Origin of the sequence: Serratia sp. BNK-17, assembly GCF_048684935.1 — a bacterium.
GTDB classification, from domain to species: domain Bacteria; phylum Pseudomonadota; class Gammaproteobacteria; order Enterobacterales; family Enterobacteriaceae; genus Serratia; species Serratia nematodiphila.
Genome location: NZ_JBLQTR010000001.1, coordinates 3353712 through 3376946 on the forward strand (window position 1 = coordinate 3353712; position 23235 = coordinate 3376946).

18 protein-coding genes are annotated in these 23235 nt (G+C 59.6%); 8 read left to right on the forward strand and 10 right to left on the reverse strand.

The annotated features are described in order from the left end of the window. Positions 1-8: 8 nt before the first annotated feature. A complete protein-coding gene (locus ACMGF7_RS15925; RefSeq protein ID WP_049242462.1) occupies positions 9-431 on the reverse strand; it encodes a winged helix-turn-helix transcriptional regulator in 423 nt (140 codons plus the stop codon). Positions 432-517: 86 nt separating this feature from the next. Between ACMGF7_RS15925 and ACMGF7_RS15930 the strand changes: the two genes are divergently transcribed. Continuing rightward, positions 518-1450, forward strand: coding sequence for an aromatic alcohol reductase (locus ACMGF7_RS15930; RefSeq protein ID WP_197763391.1), 933 nt, complete (start codon positions 518-520; stop codon positions 1448-1450). Between the two features lie 17 nt (positions 1451-1467). Here the strand turns inward: ACMGF7_RS15930 and ACMGF7_RS15935 are convergent, their stop codons facing one another. Further along, entirely contained in the window at positions 1468-2154 is a 687-nt protein-coding gene (locus ACMGF7_RS15935; RefSeq protein WP_197763393.1) for an aspartyl/asparaginyl beta-hydroxylase domain-containing protein, read from the reverse strand. A 260-nt stretch (positions 2155-2414) separates the two neighbouring features. Here ACMGF7_RS15935 and ACMGF7_RS15940 point away from each other — a divergent pair, with 260 nt between their 5' ends. From ACMGF7_RS15940 to ACMGF7_RS15965, 6 genes are all read left to right on the forward strand, one after another. Then, complete coding sequence (locus ACMGF7_RS15940) at positions 2415-3605, forward strand: sugar transporter (RefSeq protein ID WP_004928615.1); 1191 nt, start codon at positions 2415-2417, stop codon at positions 3603-3605. A gap of 171 nt (positions 3606-3776) precedes the next feature. Beyond that, entirely contained in the window at positions 3777-5174 is a 1398-nt protein-coding gene (locus tag ACMGF7_RS15945) for an MFS transporter (RefSeq protein WP_004928618.1), read from the forward strand. Positions 5175-5316: 142 nt separating this feature from the next. Continuing rightward, entirely contained in the window at positions 5317-6147 is an 831-nt protein-coding gene (locus ACMGF7_RS15950; protein WP_420286512.1) for an alpha/beta fold hydrolase, read from the forward strand. 9 nt (positions 6148-6156) lie between these two features. Next, the gene (locus tag ACMGF7_RS15955) at positions 6157-6582 is read left to right on the forward strand and encodes a DoxX family protein (RefSeq protein WP_049242458.1); all 426 of its coding nucleotides are present in this window, start codon (positions 6157-6159) and stop codon (positions 6580-6582) included. Continuing rightward, positions 6575-8185, forward strand: a complete 1611-nt coding sequence (locus ACMGF7_RS15960; RefSeq protein ID WP_273874366.1) for an MFS transporter — start codon at positions 6575-6577, stop codon at positions 8183-8185. The genes ACMGF7_RS15955 and ACMGF7_RS15960 overlap by 8 nt, the downstream gene beginning before the upstream one ends. A gap of 96 nt (positions 8186-8281) precedes the next feature. Next, positions 8282-9334, forward strand: a complete 1053-nt coding sequence (locus ACMGF7_RS15965) for an NAD(P)H-dependent flavin oxidoreductase (protein WP_332069953.1) — start codon at positions 8282-8284, stop codon at positions 9332-9334. Between the two features lie 167 nt (positions 9335-9501). On the opposite strand, the gene ACMGF7_RS15970 is transcribed toward ACMGF7_RS15965, so the two are convergent. The 8 genes from ACMGF7_RS15970 to ACMGF7_RS16005 all read right to left on the reverse strand — a co-directional run bounded on the left by ACMGF7_RS15970 (position 9502) and on the right by ACMGF7_RS16005 (position 22152). Beyond that, positions 9502-9777, reverse strand: coding sequence for a hypothetical protein (locus ACMGF7_RS15970; protein ID WP_072265420.1), 276 nt, complete (start codon positions 9775-9777; stop codon positions 9502-9504). Between the two features lie 15 nt (positions 9778-9792). After that, entirely contained in the window at positions 9793-11823 is a 2031-nt protein-coding gene (locus tag ACMGF7_RS15975; protein ID WP_239504334.1) for an S-type pyocin domain-containing protein, read from the reverse strand. 243 nt (positions 11824-12066) lie between these two features. Further along, positions 12067-13209, reverse strand: coding sequence for a tail fiber domain-containing protein (locus ACMGF7_RS15980; RefSeq protein WP_049242452.1), 1143 nt, complete (start codon positions 13207-13209; stop codon positions 12067-12069). A gap of 424 nt (positions 13210-13633) precedes the next feature. Further along, positions 13634-15016, reverse strand: a complete 1383-nt coding sequence (locus ACMGF7_RS15985) for a serralysin family metalloprotease (protein WP_273890010.1) — start codon at positions 15014-15016, stop codon at positions 13634-13636. 501 nt (positions 15017-15517) lie between these two features. Beyond that, complete coding sequence (locus tag ACMGF7_RS15990) at positions 15518-16807, reverse strand: alginate export family protein (RefSeq protein WP_049242447.1); 1290 nt, start codon at positions 16805-16807, stop codon at positions 15518-15520. 41 nt (positions 16808-16848) lie between these two features. Continuing rightward, positions 16849-17748 (reverse strand): VOC family protein, encoded by a 900-nt coding sequence (locus ACMGF7_RS15995; RefSeq protein WP_420286513.1) that lies wholly within the window; start codon positions 17746-17748, stop codon positions 16849-16851. A 524-nt stretch (positions 17749-18272) separates the two neighbouring features. Beyond that, positions 18273-20468, reverse strand: coding sequence for a catalase/peroxidase HPI (gene katG, locus ACMGF7_RS16000; RefSeq protein WP_049242443.1), 2196 nt, complete (start codon positions 20466-20468; stop codon positions 18273-18275). A gap of 259 nt (positions 20469-20727) precedes the next feature. Beyond that, a complete protein-coding gene (locus ACMGF7_RS16005; RefSeq protein ID WP_420286514.1) occupies positions 20728-22152 on the reverse strand; it encodes a coniferyl aldehyde dehydrogenase in 1425 nt (474 codons plus the stop codon). A gap of 199 nt (positions 22153-22351) precedes the next feature. Here ACMGF7_RS16005 and ACMGF7_RS16010 point away from each other — a divergent pair, with 199 nt between their 5' ends. After that, entirely contained in the window at positions 22352-23182 is an 831-nt protein-coding gene (locus tag ACMGF7_RS16010) for an alpha/beta fold hydrolase (protein ID WP_049242437.1), read from the forward strand. Positions 23183-23235: the final 53 nt, after the last annotated feature.

A 23235-nucleotide genomic window follows, 5' to 3' on the forward strand; every position in this document is an offset into this window, starting at 1 on the left:
GCCCGCGTTCATTTTTCAGCGTCGTTGCGCTCTTGGCCATCGTAGTGTGAACGGGCCGCTCTGAAGGCGTCGGCGGAGGCGATAATCCACGACCAGAGCGGCAGCATGTTGAGCAGCATCTCTTCCCCCGCGTCGGTGATGGTGTAAACCACGCGGGGCAGTTTCTCCTGATAATCGCAGCGCGATATCAGCCCGTCCCGCTCGAGATGGCGCAGCGTCCGCGTCAGCATTCTCTGCGTCACGCCCGCCAGTTGGCGGCTTATCTCGCCGTGGCGCAGCGGCCCGTGAGTGCCCAGGATATGCAATACCCCCAGCGACCAACGGTTGCCCGCATGCGCGAGGATCTCACGCTTCAATCCTTCATCGTCGTTGCTCAGTTCTTCACAGAACGCCTGCGAAAATTGCAGCAGCGCTTCCCGATCGCTCGTCATATTCCTCTCCGGTATCACGCGTGTACCTAATTGAACCCGTTTTTGTCAGCTGTCAGGATGACGCAGTGTCAAGACAGGAGGCAAGCATGAAATCCACAAATCCATCGATCAATACCGTGCTCATACTCGGCGCCGGTGAACTGGGGTTGCCGGTACTGCGAGCGATGAGCCGGCAGGCTCGGTTATCTCCATCTTTAAAAATCAGCGTGCTGCTCCGGCCGGAGGCTGCACGCGCCGTCAGCGGCCCGCTCCGGGCGCGGCGGGATGCGCTGGCGCGGCTCGGCATCGCCGTGGTGGAAGGCGATCTGCAGCAAAACGGCGTGGAGGCGCTGAGCGCGCTATTCCGTTCCTTCGACGCGGTGATCAACTGCAGCGGCTTTGTCGGCGGGGCGGGCACGCAGATAAAGATCACCCAGGCCGTCTTGCTGGCGGGCGTGGCGCGCTACTTCCCGTGGCAGTTCGGCGTGGACTACGATGTCGTGGGTAAAGGCAGCGGGCAACAGGTGTGGGATGAACAGCTTGAGGTGCGCCACCTGCTGCGTGCGCAGAAGGCGACGGAGTGGGTGATTGTTTCCACGGGCATTTTCACCAGCTACCTGTTTGACCCCGGCTTTGGCGTGGTGGACGCGGTAAGCAAAACGGTGCGCGCGCTGGGCGACTGGCGCTACGCGGTGACGCTGACCACCCCTGAGGACATTGGCCGGCTGACGGCCGCGATTTTTTTCCATCGGCCCGCGTTTCGCAACCAGGCGGTTTATATCGCCGGCGACACGCTGACCTACCGCGAGCTTGCCGATCTTATGCAGGCGTACTGGGGCGTGGAGGTCAACAGGATCCTGTTGGACAAAGAGCGGCTGCAGGCGGAGGTGCGCAATCATCCGCATGACGTCGGCGCCAAATACCGGCTGGCTTTCGCCCGGCCCGACGGCGTGGCCTGGGATAAGGCGAAAACCTTCAATGCGCGCCAGGGCATAGCCACCGCCACCGCCGAGCAGTGGCTGGCTTCTCAGGGCGGTTAATCGCCTGAGCGCCGCAGTCAGAACTGGAGCTGCATCCAGCGCACGTTCAGCCGCACCAGCGCGATGATGGCGCCGGAGAGCAGCCGCAGCCCGGCGGGCATGTCGCGGCGGCGGATGTCCAGCAGCAGCACGGTGCGCACCTGCGGGCTGTCGTTCCACACCTCGTGTTCGAAGGTATCGTCCCACAGCATGAACTCCCCCTCGTGCAGCCGGTATTCGCGGCCGTCCACTTTCAGCACCGCCGCCGGCGCGCCGTCGGCGCGTTTGGGCATGTCCAGCACCAGATAGCCGCGCAGAATGCCGCGAAACGGCCCGCGATGGGGCGGCACCTGTTTGCCGGGTGCCAGGAAGGAGAGCGAGGCGGACAGCACGTCAGGCGACGAAGCGATCAGCGCCGCCAGCGTCGGGCAGCGCGCCAGGTTGCGGGGGATGGGCTGGCCGTAGGCCTTCATGATGAACATGCGCCAGTCGCGCGCGTCGTTGGCGGAGATCGACGCCTGCTGGCTCATGATCTCGTGAAAACGGGGAATATTGTGCAGATCGTGGGCGACGGTCAGCGCCTCTTCGCGGATCTGCCGCCATTGGGCGGTGAAGCGTTCGGCGTCGGGGAACAGCGCGGCGCTGTCGAGCACCGGCTGGCCCTGGATGCGGCGATCGTAAACATTGCGCAATGCGAGCACGGACCAATCATAAATCGCGGACATCATAATGACCTCGCCTCAGGAAACGCCAAAGGGACACTGCGCGCTTCTTCGGCGCGGCGCGTGGACGGCCTGGGAAGAACGGCAGGAAAAATTGGTACGCTTCAATAGATTAGCACAGCATTTTGGCAACCGTGCGTCGGTGAGCGTGTCGATGGGCGGTGAAAAAAACCACACAATTAAAGTGTGACGTATATCGCATTTAGCGGGCCGGTTGGTTAAAATATCGCGACTTGCCCGCACCTGTCCGGATTTTGTTTACCATGGAACACGCTCCCGTTTCGCGCTCAACCGCCTGGTTGCGCGTGGTTATCCTCGCCGTCTCGGCCTTTATCTTCAACACCACCGAGTTTATTCCGGTCGGTCTGCTGAGCGATATCGCCGCCAGCTTCTCGATGCAAACCGAACAGGTCGGCTTGATCATTACCATTTACGCCTGGATCGTCGCCGCCGCCTCGTTGGCGTGCATGCTGCTGACCAGCAAGATTGAGCGCCGCAAGTTGCTGATCGGCGTGTTCGTGCTGTTTATCGCCAGCCACGTGCTGACCGCCGTGGCCTGGAACTTCACCACGCTGGTCATTTCGCGCGCCGGCGTGGCGCTGGCGCACTCGGTGTTCTGGTCTATCACCGCCTCGCTGGCGATCCGCGTGGCGCCGCCGGGCAAGAAAGCCCAGGCGCTGAGCCTGCTGGCGGGCGGCACCGCGCTGGCGATGGTGCTCGGGCTGCCGCTCGGTCGGGTGGTCGGGCAGCTGCTCGGCTGGCGCATGACCTTTATCGGCATCGCGGTGTGCGCCACCCTGGCGCTGGTGCTGCTGTGGCGCCTGCTGCCGGTGCTGAAAAGCGAGCATTCCGGTTCGCTGGCCAGCGTGCCGCTGCTGTTCAAGCGCCCGGCGCTGGTGGCGCTTTACATGCTGACCATCATTGTGGTGACGGCGCACTTCACCGCCTACAGCTACATTGAGCCGTTTATCCAGACCGTGGCCGGGCTGTCGGAGAACTTCACCACGCTGATGCTGCTGCTGTTCGGCGCCGCCGGCATCGTCGGCAGCCTGCTGTTCAGCCGCTACAGCGAGCGGTTTCCTTCCGGCTTCTTCATCGGTGCCATCACGCTGCTGGCCTTGAGCCTGCTGCTGCTGTTGCCGGCGGCCGGCAGTGAAAGCCACCTGACGGTGCTGTGCATCTTCTGGGGGATGGCGATCATGGCGATCGGCCTGTCGATGCAGGCCAAAGTGCTGAGCCTGGCGCCGGACGCTACCGACGTGGCGATGGCGATTTTCTCCGGCCTGTACAACTTCGGCATCGGCAGCGGCGCGCTGCTGGGCAACCAGGTGAGCCTGCATCTGGGCATGGGCAACATCGGCTTCGTCGCCGCGCCGCTGGCGCTGATCGCCCTCGGCTGGTGCCTGTTGAGCGTCTACCGCAGCGAACGGCTGCAGCAGCACCACAGCCGTTAACCTGCCGATTCGGGATGCCGCTGCGGCATCCCGCGCTACATTTTCCTGCTATAAAACAGGCTGCTGCAGCGTTTTATGCTTAACTTTTTTTCATAGTCTGCTAATTAAAAATTTAACTCCGACGCCGCTTCGCTAGCATAGAAAGTCATCAAAAATGTTAATGCGAGGTTAATGGTGAGTGAATCTGTAGCGGCGTCGCCGATCCATGCGCGGGATTTGGCGGCCAGAATCGACGCCTTGCCCGCGTCGGCCGGCCTGTGGCGCTTTATCATTCTGCTGTCGCTGGGCGGCTTTTTCGAACTCTACGATCTGTTCCAGACCGGCTATATCAGCACTGGCCTTATCGCCGACGGCATTTTCCACACCGGCGCGCAGGGCGTTTTCGGCGTGTCGGATCAGGCGGCCTTTGCCTCCGCCACCTTTCTCGGCCTGTTCGTCGGCGCCAGCCTGCTGAGCCCGTACGCCGATCGCTTCGGCCGGCGCGCCACCTTTATGTTCGCCCTGATCTGGTATGGTGCCTTCTCGCTGCTGTTGGCGTTTCAACAGCAGGCGGAATGGGTGATCTTTCTGCGTTTTCTGGTGGGCGTCGGGCTCGGCATCGAGTTGGTGACCATCGATACCTACCTGACGGAGTGGGTGCCCGCGCACTTGCGCACCCGGGCTTTCGCCTTCGCGTTCTTCGTGCAGTTTCTGTCGGTGCCGGCGGTGGCGCTGATGTCCTGGTGGCTGGTGCCGCAGACGATTTGGGGGCTGAGCGGCTGGCGCTATGTGGTGATCGCCGGCGCGCTGGCTTCGCTGGTGATTTGGCTGGTGCGCAAGGGGCTGCCGGAGTCGCCGCGCTGGCTGGTGCAACAGCGGCGCTATGCGCAGGCCCGGCAGGTGATGCGGGACATGGAGCGGCGCTGCGGCGTGGCGGCCGCGGACTTCCCGTCGCGCCCGGTGGACGATGCCGAGGGAGCGCCGCTACGCGGCCGCTTTCGCGACATCTGGGCGCCGCAATATCGCGATCGCACGCTGATGCTGGTAGTGATGAATTTCTTTCAGGCCATCGGCTTCTTCGGCTTCGGCAACTGGCTGCCGGCGCTGCTGTCGGGCAAGGGCGCTTCGGTCACCCACAGCCTGCTGTACGCTTTCTTTATCACGCTGGCCTACCCGCTGGGCTCGCTGCTGTGCAGCTTCTACGCCGACAAGATGGAGAACAAGTGGCAGATCGTGTTGTCCTGCCTGGTGACGGTGATCTTCGGCTCGCTGTTCGCACTGCAGAACAACCCGCTGTGGCTGATCCTGTGCGGTTTCTTCATCACCTGGTCCAACGCCTGGCTGACCTACAGCTACCACTCGTATCAATCCGAGATCTTCCCGACCCATATCCGCGCCCGCGCCGTCGGTTTCTGCTACTCCTTCAGCCGGCTGTCGACGGTGTTCAGCAGCATCATCATCGGCATTATCTTGCAGTACGGCGGTTCGCTGGGGGTGATCGCGTTTATCGTCGCCAGCATGCTGATCGTGATGCTGGTGATCGGGCTGTTCGGCCCAAAAACGCGCGGTATCGATCTGGAAAACATCTGACGTTTTGCGCCGGCGGCGACGCCGGCTTCTTCAGCAAAAAAACTCGCGATCATGCGAAAATTATTCCGTTATCACTGCCTTTACGCCTGCCGTACTGTTAACCCGTACAAAATCCAATTCGATACCGAGCGGGGAACACGCCATGAGCACCCTTACCGCGCCCGATGGCGCACGCATTTTCTATAAGGATTGGGGCCGCGGCCAGCCGATCCTGTTCTCCCACGGTTGGCCGCTGTCCGCCGACGCCTGGGACAACCAGATGCTGTTTTTCGGCCAGAGCGGATTCCGCGTGATCGCCCACGATCGCCGCGGCCACGGCCGTTCGGAGCAAACCTGGCACGGCAACGACATCAACCAATACGCTGACGATCTGGCCCTGCTGATCGAAACGCTGGATCTGCGCGATCTGATCCTGGTCGGCCATTCCACCGGCGGCGGCGAAGTGGCGCGCTACATCGGCCGTCACGGCAGCGATCGGGTGGCGAAGGTGGTGCTGGTCGGCGCCGTACCGCCGCTGATGCTGCAAACGCCGGTCAACCCTGAGGGTACGCAGATGGCGGCCTTCGACGGCATTCGCAGCGGCGTGGCGGGCAACCGCTCGCAGTTCTTCAAAGATTTGGCGGTGCCGTTCTATGGCCTCCACTGCGACGAGGTGGAGAGCAATGCGGGGCTGATCGACCACTTCTGGCTGATGGGCATGCAGGGCGGCGTGAAAGGGCAGTACGAGTGTGTGCGCGCGTTCTCCGAAGTGGATTACACCGCCGACCTGCTGGCGATCGACAAGCCGACGCTGCTGGTGCACGGCGACGCCGATCAGATCGTGCCGATCGGCGCCTCGGCGCTGAAAGCCGCTAAGCTTATGCAACAGGCGGAGCTGAATGTTTACGCCGGCGGTTCGCACGGTTTGGCGCAGATCGATCCCGATCGCTTCAACGCCGATCTGCTGGCCTTCATCCAAAATTCGCCGTTTTAAGGGGGCGCGATGAACCTGACTGCTATCGCCGCCCGCTGCGCACAGCGGCTGCATGCGCCTGTGGTGCGCTGGCTGCTGCTGCTCGCCATTTGCGCCGCCTATATTCAGGGCGGGTTGGTCAAAGCGCTGAACGTCGAAGGCGCGGTCGCCGAGATGAGCCACTTCGGCCTGCAGCCGGCGGCGCTGTTCGCCGTGCTGGTGACGCTGTTCGAACTGGCGGCGTCGGCGCTGATCCTGAGCGGCTTTTATCGCTGGCTCGGCGCGCTGGCGCTGGCCGGTTTTACCCTGATGGCGACGCTGATGGCCAATCCGTTCTGGCAGTTCGACGGGGCGGAGCGCGGCCAGATGATGAACGGATTTTTTGAACACCTTGGGCTGGCCGGCGCGCTGTTGCTGGTGGCATTTAACGATTTGAAGGAGCGAACAGATGGCTGAGCAGACGGAAAACAAGGCGGCGGCGGGCGGCTTCGCGCCGCTGAAAATCCCATTATTTGCGGTGCTGTGGGGCGCGACGGTGCTCGGCAACGTCGGCAGCTTTATGCGCGACGTCGCCAGCTCGTGGTTGATCACTGACCTGTCGAGCAACCCTTCGGCGGTGGCGCTGATGCAAACCGCCGCTACGCTGCCGGTGTTCCTGCTGGCGATCCCGGCCGGGGTGCTGTCGGACATTCTCGATCGGCGACGCTTTCTGATCTTCGTGCAAATTCTGCTGGCCTGCGTCAGCGGCAGCCTGCTGGTGCTGTCGCAGACCGGCGCGCTGACGGTGGAATACCTGCTGGCGCTGACCTTCGTCGGCGGCATCGGCGCGGCGCTGATGGGGCCGACCTGGCAGGCGATCGTGCCGGAGCTGGTGCCGCGCGCCGAGCTGAAAAACGCCGTGGCGCTGAACTCGCTGGGCATCAACATCGCTCGCTCCATCGGCCCGGCGGCCGGGGGGCTGCTGCTGGCCAGCTTCGGCGCCGGCGCGGCCTACGGCGCGGACGTGATGAGCTATGTGCTGGTGATCGCGGCGCTGCTGTGGTGGAAGCGGCCGAAGGTTGAGGACAGCGGCCTGTCGGAACACTTCTTCGGCGCCTTCCGCGCCGGCCTGCGCTATGCCCGCTCCAGCCGCGAGTTGCACGTGGTGCTGCTGCGGGCGGCGGTATTTTTCGCCTTCTCCAGCTCGGTCTGGGCGCTGTTGCCGCTGGTGGCGCGCCGCATGCTGGGCGGCAGCGCCGGCTTTTACGGCGTTTTGCTGGGGGCGGTGGGCGCCGGGGCGATCCTCGGGGCAATTGTGCTGCCGCGCCTGCGTCAGCGGCTGAATGCCGACGGGCTGGTGTTGCTGGCGGCGGTGTTGACGGCGGCGGTGATGGCGGCCCTGTCGCTGGCGCCGCCGCAGTGGCTGGCGGTGGTGCTGCTGTTGGTGCTGGGCGCAGGCTGGATTATCGCGTTGACCACGCTCAACGGTGCGGCGCAGGGCGTGCTGCCCAACTGGGTGCGCGGCCGCGGCCTGGCCATCTACCTGATGGTGTTCAACGGCGCGATGGCGGCGGGCAGCCTGCTGTGGGGGCTGGTGGCGCAGGAGCTGGGCGTGGCCGCCACGCTGCTGGTCGGCGGCGTCGGCCTGTTGGCGGCGGGGCTGTTGTTCCACCGCCTGCGTCTGCCGACCGGTGAGGCCGATCTGCAGCCGTCGAACCATTGGCCGGAACCGTTGGTCAACACGCCGGTCGAAAACGATCGCGGCCCGGTAATGATTCAGGTGGAGTACCGCATCCGCGAACAGGATCGCCCGCAGTTCTTGCGCACGCTGCTGATGCTGGAGCGGGCGCGCCGCCGCGATGGCGCTTACGCCTGGGGTATCACCGAGCATACCGGCGATCCGGAATGCATCATGGAGTGGTTCCTGGTGGAGTCCTGGGCGGAGCATCTTCGGCAGCACCAGCGGGTGTCGCACGCCGACGCCGATCTGCAGCAGGAGGCGCTGCGCTTCCATATTGGCCCGGAGAAACCGGTGGTGCATCACTTCCTGTCGTTGGACAGGCGGAAGGTGAAGCATTAACTGCACGGCCAGGCGGTGAGAAGGTGCTATGCTTTTGGTCGGTTCGGCGGCGCGGCCGCCGTAAGACGAATGTAGTCAGTACAGGGAGACACATTGATGACGGCACCTTCTGCTTTTGCCCGCGAGCTTGGGCTGCGCTATCCGATCGTTCAGGGGCCGATGAACGGCGCGTCACCGCCGGCGTTGGCGGTGGCGGTGAGCAACGCCGGGGCGCTGGGATCGTGCGCGGCGGCGCTGTTTTCACCGGCGCTGATCCTCGAACGTGTGCAGCAGATCCGCGCGCAGACCGCCGCGCCGTTCAACATCAATCTGTTTCTGCTCAATGAGCAGCACCCGGATCTCGCCGAACTGAAGCGCGCCCAGCACCTGTTGCGGCCGTTCCGCGAAGCGCTGGGGCTGAGCGAGCCGCCGCTCCCCACTCAATTCGCCGAAAACAACCGCGACCAGATCGCAGCCTTGCTGGAGGCTGCGCCGCCGGTGGTCAGCTTCACCTTCGGTGTGCTGCCGCGCGCCACGGTCACGCAGTTCAAGAAGGCCGGTTCACGGGTGATCGGCACCGCCACCACGGTGGCGGAAGCCCGCGCCTGGGAAGAGGCGGGCGCCGACTTCGTTTGCGTCTCAGGCTCGGAGGCGGGCGGCCACCGCCCGACCTTCCTCGGCGATATCGAACAATCCTGCGTCGGGCTGATGGCCCTGCTGCCGCAGGTGGCGGCGGCGGTGAAAATCCCGGTGATCGCTGCAGGCGGCATCATGAACGGGCGTGGCATCGCGGCGGCGCAATTGCTGGGCGCGCAGGCGGCGCAGCTCGGCACCGCGTTTCTGTGCAGCCCGGAGTCGGGCATCGCCGAAGCCTGGCGGGCGGCGCTGAGCAACGCCGGCGATGACAGCACGCGCCTGACGCGCGCCTTCAGCGGCCGCCCGGCGCGCGGCATCGTCAATGATTTCATGCGGCAGATGCGCGCGGAAGAGGCGCAGATCCTGCCTTATCCGGTGCAGAACGCGCTCACCGGCGATATCCGCCAGGCGGCGGCCAAGGCCGGGCGCGGGGAGTTTATGTCGCTGTGGGCCGGGCAGGGTGTCGGCCTGGCGCGGCCGATGCCGGCGGCGCAGCTGGTCGCCACCCTGGCGGCGGAGCTGGCAGCGGTGTGAGCTCGTCTGCGCGATTTGGGGGGAGCAACGGAGCCAAAACCGTTGTTTTCTGACCTTGGGCTGGACTGAAAACCAATCTGGCGTGGAATTAGCCATCAACGAAAACGTCCAACAAACTCTCGTTTGTTGGACGCTGCTTAAAACGCACTTATGGAAGGCACTGGTAATTACTCAATACCGTATTTTTTCTCGGTTACGAATGCGGGTTCTTTCCAGTTTGGACCTTTTTTATAGCCACCTTTTCCATTAGATGATACATCCCCTTTTTCTCGCATACTTTTCACTAATGAAATCAGTTCAATGTTTGATATGCGTTTATTACCATACATAGTGCAATACCCATCTAATTGAGGATGAGATATCCCGTTTTCTTTTCGTCCCGACAAGAATAAAACTATGTCTCGGATTTGTTCATTTTCAAACATAGGTTTAAAATCAATCATATATAACCTCTAGATTTATTCATCACCAGCTTTTAATGCTTCTGGTGTATATAACAGAGAGCGATCGCTACTTAATTTGTAATCTTCCAACGTCGCCGTATGAGTGTTATTCCACGTAGCACCATCGTCATCAGGTGATATTCCATCAGGAACACCAACTGCTCTATAACGCTCCAATTCCCTGATTTCGTGGGTGTAAAAACGCTTGTCGGTATCGGTGGGCTGTACTTCTCCCTTCAGGATTTTTTCCAGGCGGTCAATCATCACCTTGTTATCGGGAGATTCGCCAAACCGCCCGGTATGCAGCTTCACCTTGTCCACGCCGGCACGGTCAATGGTGGCGGTTTTCCAGTCCAGATTCTGAATTGGGCCACCGGCCTTGTCCGTGTTGTAGTCGCGACCACTGTATTGCCCTTTAGCGTTGGTTTCACCATAGATACCACTGAGCATGACATAGACAGGCTCAACGCCGGTCCCCGTTGCATCAGGCTGCCAGTAGATAAAATCCTGCAGTGGCATGTCATCTGCAGGGAACGTCGTCGTGACGATACTGTCGGCCTGCTTTATCTCCGTACCGGTATGCACCGGCGTTACCGGCGCTGCAGGCGCAGGATTGCCGGTATGCCACGGCCCCGACGGGGCAGCGCCCGGGTTTATCAAAATGGTTCGCCCCGGCGCACCGGCCACCGCCGGCAAGGTGATCCGGTCCAGACCGGTTTTTTCATCGCGAACCGGCCGATACACCGGCACGGTAGCGGAGACGCCGCCCGTTCCTGTTTTGACCAGTATTACCTCTTGCTGACCGTTATTCCCCCGGCGAATAAACCCGCGCACCGGCAAATCGACCGTGGTCATTTCCGGCTGAATCTGTGTTTTCCCTGCGGCAACCAGGCTGGCCGGAACGGTAAACATCTGTGTCAAATCACGACCCAACAATTTATCAATATCGCTCTGACTTTCACCGGCTTTCCCCGGCCAGAATCCGACAACGAAGGCGCCGACTGCCGGAGCTACCGCACTGAGCGTGGCAACCCGGGAAACTTCGACGGCGCCGCGCCACACTCCACCGGATACCCAGCCGGCCAGCTCACTGGCGCTGGTCATCACGCTGTTGATCCATGTCGATAATTGTACCATACCGCCCGCGCGGTTGAGCACCATGACCCCGGCCGTGGCCATCGCGGCATTGGCCGCTTTTATCATGCCGGGTGTATAGACCGGGGCGTCCAGTACGCCGGCTTTGGCGAACAGCGCTTTCCGTACAGCCTCAGCTTTGCGGGCCTCTTCGGCTTTGCGGGCTTCCTCTGCCTTACGGGCTTCCTCAGCTTTGCGGACCTCCTCTTCCTTCTCACGCTGTTCACTTTCTAAATGTTCAATATTTTGTTTGGCTGCGTCAATTTCTGATTGTATTCTCTTCTCTTCTTCCAGTTTTTTACCCATTTCCTTTCTGTTTAATGATTGCTGCTCCCTAACCCAGGAGGTGGGCTTTTCTCTAGAGAAGAACCAGTCTTCATTATTCAGCTTTAAATATTCCTGATGTACTTTTCGTTTATTAGCTTCATTTCGAAGTATGGTAAGGCGCTCTTTACTTACCTTTAACTTGCTAATAATTACTTTTAGGTTTGCTTTCTCGAACTCAGTCAGTTGACTACTTTCAGCTTTCTTGCTTAATGCGTCAATATCCTTTTGAATTTCTTTAATTTGGTTGTCAATTTCATTTGCTTTATTAGCTGCAAACTGAATGGCTGCATCTGAATCCTCACGGTAACTCTCTTTTGCTTCATTACTGAATGGCGTGATATCATCATCTTCAGGATCAAAAGCACTTATCGGTTTATTAATATCGGAAATTTTTTGATCCCAGATATGGGTAATACTACTTAATTCCTTCTGTCTATCAGGTAAACCCTCGCCAACCCATGCTTCTACAACCATATTGTTATCTGATAAGTCAAACCCTCGTTGCCACCCATGTCCATTCCAGTTGTATCCCATTGAAGTCATTACATCGCGTTCATACTGCGTTGTATCTTCATATCGTGTCATAATCCGATCCCTCTTCAAATAGAACGATGTAATCGATGCGCTACCGAGCTGCGAATAACGCAGACATTACTGAACCGGGAAGCAGCTTCTGCATTTACACCGCCTTGACGTTTCCTTCCTTTACCATCACCGTAATTAAATCCATTCATCATTGAGTTCCTTTTCGTCATCGTATTGTAAGCGCGGTACTCGCCTGTAAAGGCGCTGAGAGGTATTCAGTGCAAACCACTGCAATATTGTTAATCAGGCGCGTTCAATGCCTTTTTCCAAAGCAACCAGTCGTCTTTCAAAAGCCTCTCGCTCTGTTTCGCGCAGTGAGCGTTCTTCCTTAAGCGCTTCAACCAGCAACGCCACTACGCCATTGATATTGATGCTGCGGGCGTCTTTCAGCACGCTGCCGTCATTGAGTTTCAGCTCGGTCTGGGTCACAGATTGGGGGAGAATTTCTTCCACTTCCTGTGCAATCACCCCGGCTTCCGGCACGCCCTGTTTGAGGTAAGTGTAACCACCGATATTGGCCAGCTTGTCCAATGCGCCGTCAATTGTTGTGATATCGGTTTTCATGCGGACATCTGAGCTGCTGTTCCAGGCGCCATTGGTGTAGGCATGGCCATCATTGCGGAATTCATACCAACCATCAGCGCCGCCATTGGCCACGTGCAACGCGAGCATGTGGTGTTTGCCGATGCGCTCGTAGTGGTACAAATCGGCTGACAGGTCGCCTGCACCCTGTATATGCATACCGTTGGTAATGCGGTCTGCATTATTGTTTACATTCTGGTTACCGGCCGCCCAAATCCATCCATTAGCATTACGCTTAATCAGTTGTCCTACTGACAATTCGGCATTCGGCCTGACCTGGAGTTCGTTCCAGTTTCCCTGCCAGTCGCGGTAAGAGAGCAGGCCATAATCCTCTTTGCCGGCGATCACGCGTGACCCCATCAACATGGCCGTAGTGACGTTACCGCTGGTGAAATTGGTATGTACGGCAGCCGCATCATAGATTTGCCCATTAATAAGTGGTGCTGGACCGGTGGTCGCGGTGGAGATGCCGGCATTATGCGATACCATCGCACCACCGGAAATATCAACGCCGTTGCCGAGTGCAACCCTGCCGGAAGCCAGGCTGAAAGCGAAAGGACGCGAGGTGTTCCATTGTCCGTTTTGAGCTTGCCCAGCCTGAGTTGTCAGTAAGTAGAAAGCCTCGCCGTCGTTACGCAGCATCACTCCGGTATTGCCATTTGCCAGCCGAAAACCGTTGGCCGATTTGGAGACGATTTCATCGTCGCTGATGACCCGTTTGCGAAGGGTGGTGAGTGATTTAAGTTCGGTGATGTCGTCGTTGACGCCACTCTGTACCTGGGCATTTTTCTTTTGTTCAGCCATGATAATTCCTCAGTTTATTAATAAGTTCCTGCCATGGAAATGGCGCATGGTAACGCCTTAAAGACAGTTAACGACGCTGCGCATTTAAGGCGAAGATGGTTAAAAAAGCACGAAGGCTGTGTGTATGAACAGTAGTTTGTGAGCATCAAGAATAAATATCAAATGATAATGATAATCGTTTGTTGTGTGGTGGATGAGACAAGAAAGTAGAACGGATGATTTCTGGCGATGACGTGATAACTTACTAATTTATAGATGAATAGTCATTTAAATTGACTGCTTAAGTGCGTTTGTTGTTCCGTTGCTCCCCACATCCATTTACTGCTTTGGCGATGGATGTGGGAACCGCGTAAAAAACGCCAGCGGCAGGCCTGAAAAGAAATAAACAGTCCGGCGTGAAGGCCGGACTGCGGGTTTGCCTTGGCTAGACGAGAATATCGGCGGAAGCGTCGACATGCCCAACGATTTTTACAAGTAAATCAGGCAGTTGATTGCCGGAGAGATTGATGGCCAGATCGGTGACATTCTGCTGCGCGTCATAATTCAGCGCCGCTTCATACAACGAGCCGCTTAAACTATCCACGAAGTGCAACTCGCTCCCTTCGGCCTTAGCCGTCTGGTTGAGCCACGACAGGTCGATTTTATCCTCCGCGGTCTGGAAATCGCGGATCCAATCCGGCGTGGTGGCTCGGCTGTCGCCGGCTTCGCGGAAGACGAAGGTGTCCGCGCCTGCATCGCCCCAAAGCTGATCGGCGCCGCCGGCACCGTAAATGATGTCGTTGCCTGCACCGCCTTTTAGCGTATTGTTCAGCGCGTTGCCCACAAGAATGTCGGCACCGCTGCCGCCGATGATATTTTCAATCTGCGCGCCGTAGGCGATGGCTATATTCGCCTTCAAGCCGCCTACATCAGAGAATGCGCCTTCGTTAATGTTGATGCGCTGATCCTGGCTGTAGCCTGAAAAATCCAGCGTGTCATTGCCGCCGGCATCCCAGATAGCCGCCACGATTTTGTCCGTGGACGCTTTAACGCTCAGAAAGTCTCTGTCCGTATTCGAGTTGAAACCATAGGTGGTATCGCCGGTGCGCGTGGTGGTATTCGCGCCGTAAAGCTTCTGTATGGCGGTAATATCATCCAGCTGCGGTCCTGATGGCCAAACGCCTTTATAATCAGCGCTGGTGTATTGTTCGTTAAAATAGCTCATCAAAGAATATTGATGGTCGTCTTCATAATACTTCGCCGAGTTGGCGTAGGTGGGGTAGGTGGCATTTGACGCATCATAATTGCCGGGATGAGAAAGCCCCAACGCATGCCCTATTTCATGGGTAAGCGTATCCCTGGCGTAGTTATTGGTTTGCGGATTGGAGGCGTCGTAGCCGTTATTACCGCTGATCCAAATGGTGCTTTTGAGATCGCTCTGCGTACTTTCATACGAGGTGTAATTGCCCCCGCTGGCCGCCTTATAAAAACCAAACTTTATATCTGCATTTTTCGCGTCGTTGCCTTTAACCTCGGTGAACGTGATGTTGGCCACATCCGACCAGGATTGCAATGAAAGCTTGGTTTGGGCTTGCTGAGCGGCGGTAAGCTGCGCGGCGCCCGTCTTGTCGCTGCCGGTATAGACGGGGAAAGAGTAGGTCAAGGTAGCCGCATGGTCTGTCACGCCTTTGCCATTGGCGGAATAATGGCTTCTCAGCAGCAGATCTGAAACCTCTTGCGTGGTATATGACGGTTTACTGCTCTCCGCGTGATCGCCTCTTTCATAACTGGTTAAATAATCGGAAATCTTATCGGTAGCTAATGACATATCAAACTCCTTTGGACGTTGACAATATTGCACCTAACGCTCTATATGCTCGTACACAGGTTTGAAAATCAGGGATAATTAATGTGATATCATTGGCTTGCCTCCTTGGTCTGGCTTGAATATTGCGTTCAAGCGGAATATATCCTTATCATTAATCACGGTGAGGAATTAATTGTGCACTGCGATTGAGTTAAAGCAGTATAAACACAATTATTTTATTAATTAGTTATTCTTATATGAATCTTTTACATAAGATATGAGTAAAAGACTTGTTTAAATAACTCGTTGGAATTAAATCTTTATTTAATATTTCTCTGTAATCGGCGCGCGGCATTTGCGTTGCTGATTTATCTTTCTGTTTTTCCAGCTTTTTATCTGTGAAATGCGGTGAGTAGCCGCCATTGCCGTAACGCATAGAGGCGGCCGCACGCCGGCTGTCGTCATTAATCGGATACGGGATTATTGAGGGTGCCCGCGTACACCGATTAACTTGCCTGATGCTTAAAAACTGTAGGTGCCCTGCGCCAGCACGAAGTTCATATCTTTCAGCCCGGCATGGTGCTGCAGGCTGTGGCCGACGTCGAAGTAGACATAGGCCACCTTGAACTGGAGATCGCTTCTCGGCGTCCAGGTGGTTTCGACCTGGTACTGGTTGCCGATAAAGCGCGATCCCTGTTCGCTGCCTTTCACCGGGCGCATTGGTCCGAGATAGAAGGCGTCCTCACGGCGTTGCCGCCATAAGGCGTCCCAGCTGAAATCGATGGCCAGGGTTTGCCACGGCGTAATGGTGACCGAAGGATGGATGGCGATCAGGTTAGCCGGCGCCACCAGCCCGTTTTCGGTCAGGTAGGGCAGCTTGGGGTACATGGCGTTGAAGGTGTTGAGCTGCCCATCGTGACCGTTTTTGTCGCCGCTGGCGATGCCAATCTTGCCGCCAAAGCGCGGCCGCCAGCGCCAGTCGCTCACCGTATAGCCGGCGTGCGCCGACGCCGACCAGGCGCGGATATCGCGCTGTTCTGCGCTGCCGAACTGCCAGGCAGCTTCATTATCCCAGTCGAACCCCCGCGCTGCGCCGAAGATGCGTGCGCCGACGGTATAGCGCCGCTCTTGCCCGCTAAGCTGCGCGTAGTGGGCGTCGTTATCCTCAAAGCCAAAGGTGTAGAGATCGAGCGAAGAAGCCAGCGGCGTCAGCGGCGTGGTGCCGTACAGTCCCCACACCTTTTGGCTGTTGTCGGTATCGTCGTCGAAACTGCCGGTTTTAAGGGTGACGGGATGGCCGATAAAGGCGTCGAGGCGGTTTTTATCCTTGACCCAGCTGGCGCGGATAGCATCGAAGGAACGGCGCACGTTGGGGCCGTCGCGGGTGCCCAGCAAGTGCAGCGAGCCCAGCGCAATCTCCTGGCGGCCGACCCGCAGGGTGCCGAGGCCGTAGGCAGTGGGCAGTTTCATATCCACATAGCCCTGCCCGAGGTAGGCATGATCTTCGTCGGTCGGCTTGCGCCCGCGATCGCGCGGCGTGGCCAGCGACGATCCCACTTGCACATAGGCGCCGAAATAGTCGCCGTAGTCGAGGCGCGCGCCAACCAGCAAGCGCTGCATGAAAGTGTCGTCGCGTCCGCCGCTCAGATCCCGTTGATCCGTCCATTCATAGCGCTCGCGCAGTGAACCGTCGAAAGATAAGGTGGCCGCATCGCCCAACGGGATGTTTTTCCAGGGGGAAGCGGCGGGCTCCGCCGCCAGTGCGGGGAGCGTGGAGAACAGCAACAGTGCGGGTAGCGTGCGTTTCATCATGAATATCCGAAGAAAAAAGCGCGCCGCAGCGCGCCTTGGGTTTATTTGGCTGTCTGGTGAATTTCGGCGATGTAGCCGCCGGGGAAACGCACCAGCGCCGAGGCGCGGTGTTCCGCCGCCGTCGAACGCCACAGCACCTGCGCGCCGCTGGCCGTCGCTTTGGCCAGCGTGGCCTGCAGATCCTCGACGCCATAGCCGGTGCGCTCATGGCCGAACGGATAAGGCAGATGCCCATCGGTGACGAAAATGCGCGTTTTGCCAAAACGCGAGTCCAGTTCGATCTGGCGGATCTTGCCGTTATCGTTGCGGCCGATCGCCGCATCGCTGACCTGCTCGTCGCGCACGACTTTGCCGTGCGAGAACGTCTGATAGCTTTTCAGGAAGTCTTCGACGCGGTAAGCGGAGAGATACAGGCGGTTTTCCGGCACGCTCAGCAGCGGCTTATAGTTAGGCGCTTTGGTGTGCCAATAGAGTTGCATGTTGACGCCGCCGGGCCATTGGATCACCGCGTCGCGCCCAATCGGATCGTCGAAGGGGGCGACCAGCACATCGGCGCCGGCGGCCTTGGCTTGTTGAATGGCGGCATCCATATCCCTGACCAGAAAACCGTTGCGCTCGGCGCCGAACGGGTGCGGGATCGGCGTTTTGAAATCGAACACCGAGAAGCTGCCGGCCGGCGTCAGTATCAGCTGGGAATAGGTTTCGCTCGGCGTGGGCGTGACGTTGACCAGCACGCGTTCGGTGCGGGTGCCGCCGAAGGTTTTCAGGATGCTGTCGACAAAGGCATCCATCTTGCCGCGTTCGACGTAGACATGGGTGGTGTCATATTGCGGCCCCACGGCGAGAGATGCCGTATCGGCCGCCCATGATACGGCAGGGAGCAGCAGCGCAAGGGCCGATATCCTCAGCCGACGAGAAGAAATACCGATAATGTGTTGCATGATGACCTCCAGGTAGCGGTTATTTTCCTGAGTGAAACGTTATTTCCTATGAGCTTTCCCGTCGGCTGAAAAATAAAAGCTAAAAACGCAACGCGCGTGATGAAACGCTAAATAGGGGCGAGGTTCTGACGCCCCGGCGAATATGGCGCAGGCGCAGAACATTTATTCTTATTGGCGTAAACGGTGAGGCGCCGGGCCAGCAGGCCCGCTATCGCTAAGGGACGGCGCTGATAATACGGCCCGCCTCGCCGCGTGTTGAAGTGAATTGAGGATAATCCATAACGGTGTTCTCCTTGATGGGATATATCGTATTAGCGCGCTGAGTTTACGCTCTTCATTGCCCTCTAAATATAAATACAGCATTAAAAGAATTGCTGCCCATCAAATTTTTATATGACTTGTTGAGTAAATACGAATAAGCGGGAAAAGAAATATAACGACGTGCGCTACGGCTGGCGCTGAGCGGAGGCAGTGTTGCTCTCGGGAGGAAAAACGGCCTGCCGAAGCAGACCGTTGCGGGGGGTTTACGCCAGATCGAAGCGATCGAGGTTCATCACTTTGTTCCAGGCGGCGACGAAGTCATGGGCGAACTTCTCTTGCCCGTCGGCGCTGCCGTAGACTTCGGCCAGTGCGCGCAGCTGCGCGTGCGAACCGAACACCAGATCGACGCGGGTGCCGGTCCATTTGACCGCGCCGCTGCGGCGATCGCGGCCTTCGAACAGGCCGTCCTCACCCACCGGGTGCCAGGTGGTGCCCATGTCGAGCAGGTTGACGAAGAAGTCGTTGGTCAGCGCCTGCGGGCGATGGGTGAACACGCCGTGCTGCGTGCCGCCAACGTTGGCGCCGAGCACCCGCAGCCCGCCGACCAGCACCGTCATTTCCGGCGCGGTCAGGGTCAACAGCTGTGCCTTGTCGACCAGCAGCGTTTCGGCCGGCACGCGGTATTTGCCCTTCAGGAAGTTGCGGAATCCGTCGGCGAGCGGCTCCATCGCCTCGAAGGAGTCCACGTCGGTCTGTTCCTGCGAGGCGTCCATGCGGCCCGGGACGAACGGCACCGTCAGGGTCAAGCCGGCGTTCTTCGCCGCCTGTTCCACGCCCGCCGCGCCGGCCAGCACGATCAGATCCGCCAGCGAGACGCGCTTGCCACCGGTTTGCGCATCGTTGAAGGCGCGCTGGATGCCTTCCAGCGTGGCCAGCGTCGCGGCGAGCTGCGCAGGTTGGTTGACCGCCCAGTCCTTCTGCGGCGCCAGGCGAATGCGCGCGCCGTTGGCGCCGCCGCGTTTATCGGAACCGCGGAAGCTCGATGCGGAAGCCCAGGCGGTGGAGACCAGCGCGGACACCGGCAGGCCGGAGGCCAGCACCTTGCTTTTCAGCGCGGCGATGTCCTGCTCGTCGATCAGCGGATGATCGACCGCCGGGATCGGATCCTGCCAAATCAGCTCTTCCTGCGGCACTTCCGGGCCGAGGTAGCGCGCGCGCGGCCCCATGTCGCGGTGGGTCAGCTTGAACCAGGCGCGGGCGAAGGCGTCGGCCAGCTCTTCCGGGTGCTCATAGAAGCGGCGCGAAATCTTCTCGTAGGCCGGATCGAAGCGCAGCGACAGGTCGGTGGTCAGCATGGTCGGGCGGCGCTTCTTGTTCGGGTCGAAGGCGTCGGGAATGGTTTCGCCGATGTCTTTCGCCACCCACTGGTGCGCGCCGGCCGGGCTTTGGCTCAGCTCCCATTCGTATTCGAACAGGTGGCGGAAGAAGTCGTGGTTCCACTGAGTCGGGGTGGTGGTCCAGGTCACTTCCAGGCCGCTGGTGATGGCGTCTTTGCCGACGCCGGTGCCGAAGGTGCTGTGCCAGCCGAGGCCCTGCGACTCCAGTCCGGCCGCTTCCGGATCGGCGCCGACGTGAGACGCCGGGCCGGCGCCGTGGGTCTTGCCGAAGGTGTGGCCGCCGGCGATCAGCGCCACGGTTTCTTCGTCGTTCATCGCCATGCGGGCGAAGGTTTCACGGATGTCGCGCGCGGCGGCCACCGGATCAGGGTTGCCGTCCGGGCCTTCCGGGTTGACGTAGATCAGGCCCATCTGCACCGCCGCCAGCGGGTTTTCCAGATCGCGGTCGCCCGAGTAGCGGCTGTTCGGCCCGCCGCTCAGTTCCAGCCAGATCTTCTCAGACCCCCAGTAGACGTCGTCCGGCTCCCAGGTGTCGGCGCGGCCGCCGGCGTAGCCGAAGGTTTTGAAGCCCATCGATTCCAGCGCCACGTTGCCGGTCAGGATAATCAGATCGGCCCAGGAGATGTTGCGGCCGTATTTCTGCTTGATTGGCCACAGCAGGCGGCGCGCCTTGTCGAGACTGACGTTGTCCGGCCAGCTGTTGAGCGGGGCGAAGCGCTGTTGGCCTTCGCCCGCGCCGCCGCGGCCGTCGCCGATGCGGTAGGTGCCGGCGCTGTGCCAGGCCATGCGGATGAACAGGCCGCCGTAGTGGCCGAAGTCCGCCGGCCACCATTCCTGCGAATCGGTCATCAGGGCGTGCAGATCCTGTTTGACCGCCGCCAGATCGAGGCTGTTGAAGGCATCGGCGTAGTTGAAGTCTTTATCCATCGGATCGGACAGGGGGGAGTGCTGATGCAGCGGTTTCAGGCTGAGCTGATTAGGCCACCAATCCTGATTGGTGGGGCCGTTCTGCGGTGCGGGCTGCTTGCCGCCCGAAAACGGGCATTTGCTTTCAGTTGTCATAATGCGCTCTCTGCTTCCGTAAAGATGCTCCAGCCGCCGGGCGTGGAGCGGTTAACAAGGCATGCGGGTAAGGCTTGCGTCGGGTGTTGCGCTAAATAACTGAACTCAATCGATTTACGTCACCCCCGTCGCCAACGGACAAAGGGTGACTCATGGCTAAGCTTAGTCAGCGGCGGCGGAGAGATAAAATAGGAATGAGTGAATATTGTGATAGCTTGCGGCGATTCATGGCTGTGCTATTGATTGTCAGCACACCACTTTATCGGCGCCGCAACATGAACGTGAGCACCGCGTCCGCCAGTTTGCCGAACGGCGCGCGCAGCAGGCCGGTAAAGTGCCAGCGGCTCTGGATGAAAACGCCCTTGGCGTGGCTCAGCGCCCGAAATCCTTCGATGCCGTGACAGACCCCCATGCCGCTGGGGCCGATGCCGCCGAACGGCAGATCGTCCTGGGCGAAATGCAGCAGGGTGGCGTTGACGCTGACGTTGCCTGAGGTGGTGTGCGTCAGCAGCCGATCCTGCTGCGCGCCTGCCGGGCCAAAGTAATACAGCGCCAGCGGGCGCGGCCCGGCGTTGATAACGTCGATCGTTTCATCAAAGGCGGCGTAGGTGCGCACCGGCAGCAGCGGCCCGAAGATCTCTTCTTGCATGATCCGGCTGTCGTCGAGGGTGCCGACGATCAGCGTGGGAGCCAGGGTTTTCGGCCGTTCAGACGCCGAGTCCGGGCGATGGCCGACCGGAATGATTTGCGCGCCCCGCGCCAGGGCATCGGCCAGCAGGTCTTGCAAACGCTGATAGTGCCTGTCGCTGATGATGGCGCCGTAGTCGTTGCCGGTTGGCCCGTCGGGATAAAAGGTTTTGACCGCCGCGTCGTAGAGCGCAATGAAGCTCTCCACATCGTTCTGATGGATCAGCAGGTAATCGGGCGCGATGCAGGTTTGGCCCGCGTTCGACAGCTTGCCGAACGCCAGGCTGTTAACGATTCTGGCGGTGAGCGCGCCGGGCGCCACGACGGCAGGGCTTTTGCCGCCCAACTCGAGCGTCAGCGGCACCAGATTTTTAGCGGCCGCCTGCATGACCTGACGGCCGATCGCCGTACTGCCGGTGAACACCAGATGGTCGAACGCCAGCTCGCTGAATCTGGCTCCGATCTCCGGCCCGCCGGTCACCACGGCGATCTCGTCGGCGGGAAACTGCGCCGCCAGCATCGTCTCGATGAGCTGGCTGGTATGCGGCGTGAGCTCCGAAGGTTTCAGCATCACGCGGTTGCCAGCGGCCAGGGCGGTGGCCAGCGGGATGAAGGTCAACGATAAAGGGTAGTTCCACGGCGCCATGACGCCGATCACGCCCTTGGGCTGATATTGCACATAGGCGCGCGCAGCCTGGTACGGCAGGGCGACGTGGCGGCGCTCCGGTTTCATGAAGCGTTTCAGGTTGCGCAGCAGGTAATCGATCGCCTGCACGGTGACCAGAATCTCCAAAATGTCGGTCTCGTAAGGCGAGCGGTGGCCGAAGTCCGCGCTGACGGCCGCCGCCAGCGCGCCGCGCTGGGCCAGAATGGCGCTCCGCAAGCGGCGCAGGACGGCCTTGCGCTGATCCATCGTCGGCGCGCCGTCGCGCAGGAAGGCGTGGCGCTGGGCGGCAAGCCGTTGCTCCATCGTCGTGGCGGTGTCATCTCCTTGCACTTGAATACTCCTGATGCCGATCGAAAGCGGGAATGCGGTTTGCCGAATTGGGTTTGACCTTAAAGTGAGCTTTAAACCTATACTCGTTAAACGATCAACGCAAGATCGTCGGCCAGCCGGGATGAGGGAGCCAGAGATCCCGGCGCCGCGCGCAGTATAAACCTTCTTTTTTAACCATAGTGTAAATGGGAGAAACGACATGGGTTATGTAACGACCAGCGATGGCGTCGAGATTTTCTACAAGGATTGGGGCCCCAAAAACGGCAAGGTTATCTATTTCCACCACGGCTGGCCGCTGTCCAGCGATGACTGGGATGCCCAGATGCTGTTCTTCGTGAACCAAGGGTTCCGCGTGGTTGCGCACGATCGCCGCGGCCACGGCCGCTCCAGCCAGGTGTCGGAAGGGCACGACATGGATCACTACGCCGATGATGTCGCCGCGGTGGTGAAACACCTGGGTGTACAAGGCGCGATGCACGTGGGCCACTCGACGGGCGGCGGCGAGGTAGTGCGCTATATCGTGCGCCACGGCGAGGACAAGGTGTCCAAAGCGGTGTTGATCAGCGCGGTGCCGCCGCTGATGGTGAAAACCGACGCTAATCCGCAGGGCACCCCCAAAGCGGTGTTCGATGATTTCCAGGCGCAGCTGGCCGCCAACCGGGCGCAATTCTATTACGACGTGCCCGCCGGTCCGTTCTACGGCTATAACCGTCCGGGCGCCAAACCGTCGGAGGCCATTATCTGGAACTGGTGGCGCCAGGGCATGATGGGCGGCGCCAAGGCGCACTATGACGGCATCGTCGCCTTCTCGCAGACCGATTTCACCGAAGATCTCAAGAAGATCTCCATTCCGGTGCTGGTGATCCACGGCGACGACGATCAGGTGGTGCCTTATCAGGATTCCGGTGTGCTCTCGGCCAAGCTGGTGCAAAACGGCACGCTGCATACCTACAAGGGCGCGCCGCACGGCATCCCGACTACCCACGCCGATCAGGTCAACGCCGATCTGCTGGCGTTTGTGAACAGCTAAGAACAGCGCCCAGGGGGACTCCGCCGCCTGGGCGCTGCTTGAGGGATATCCCT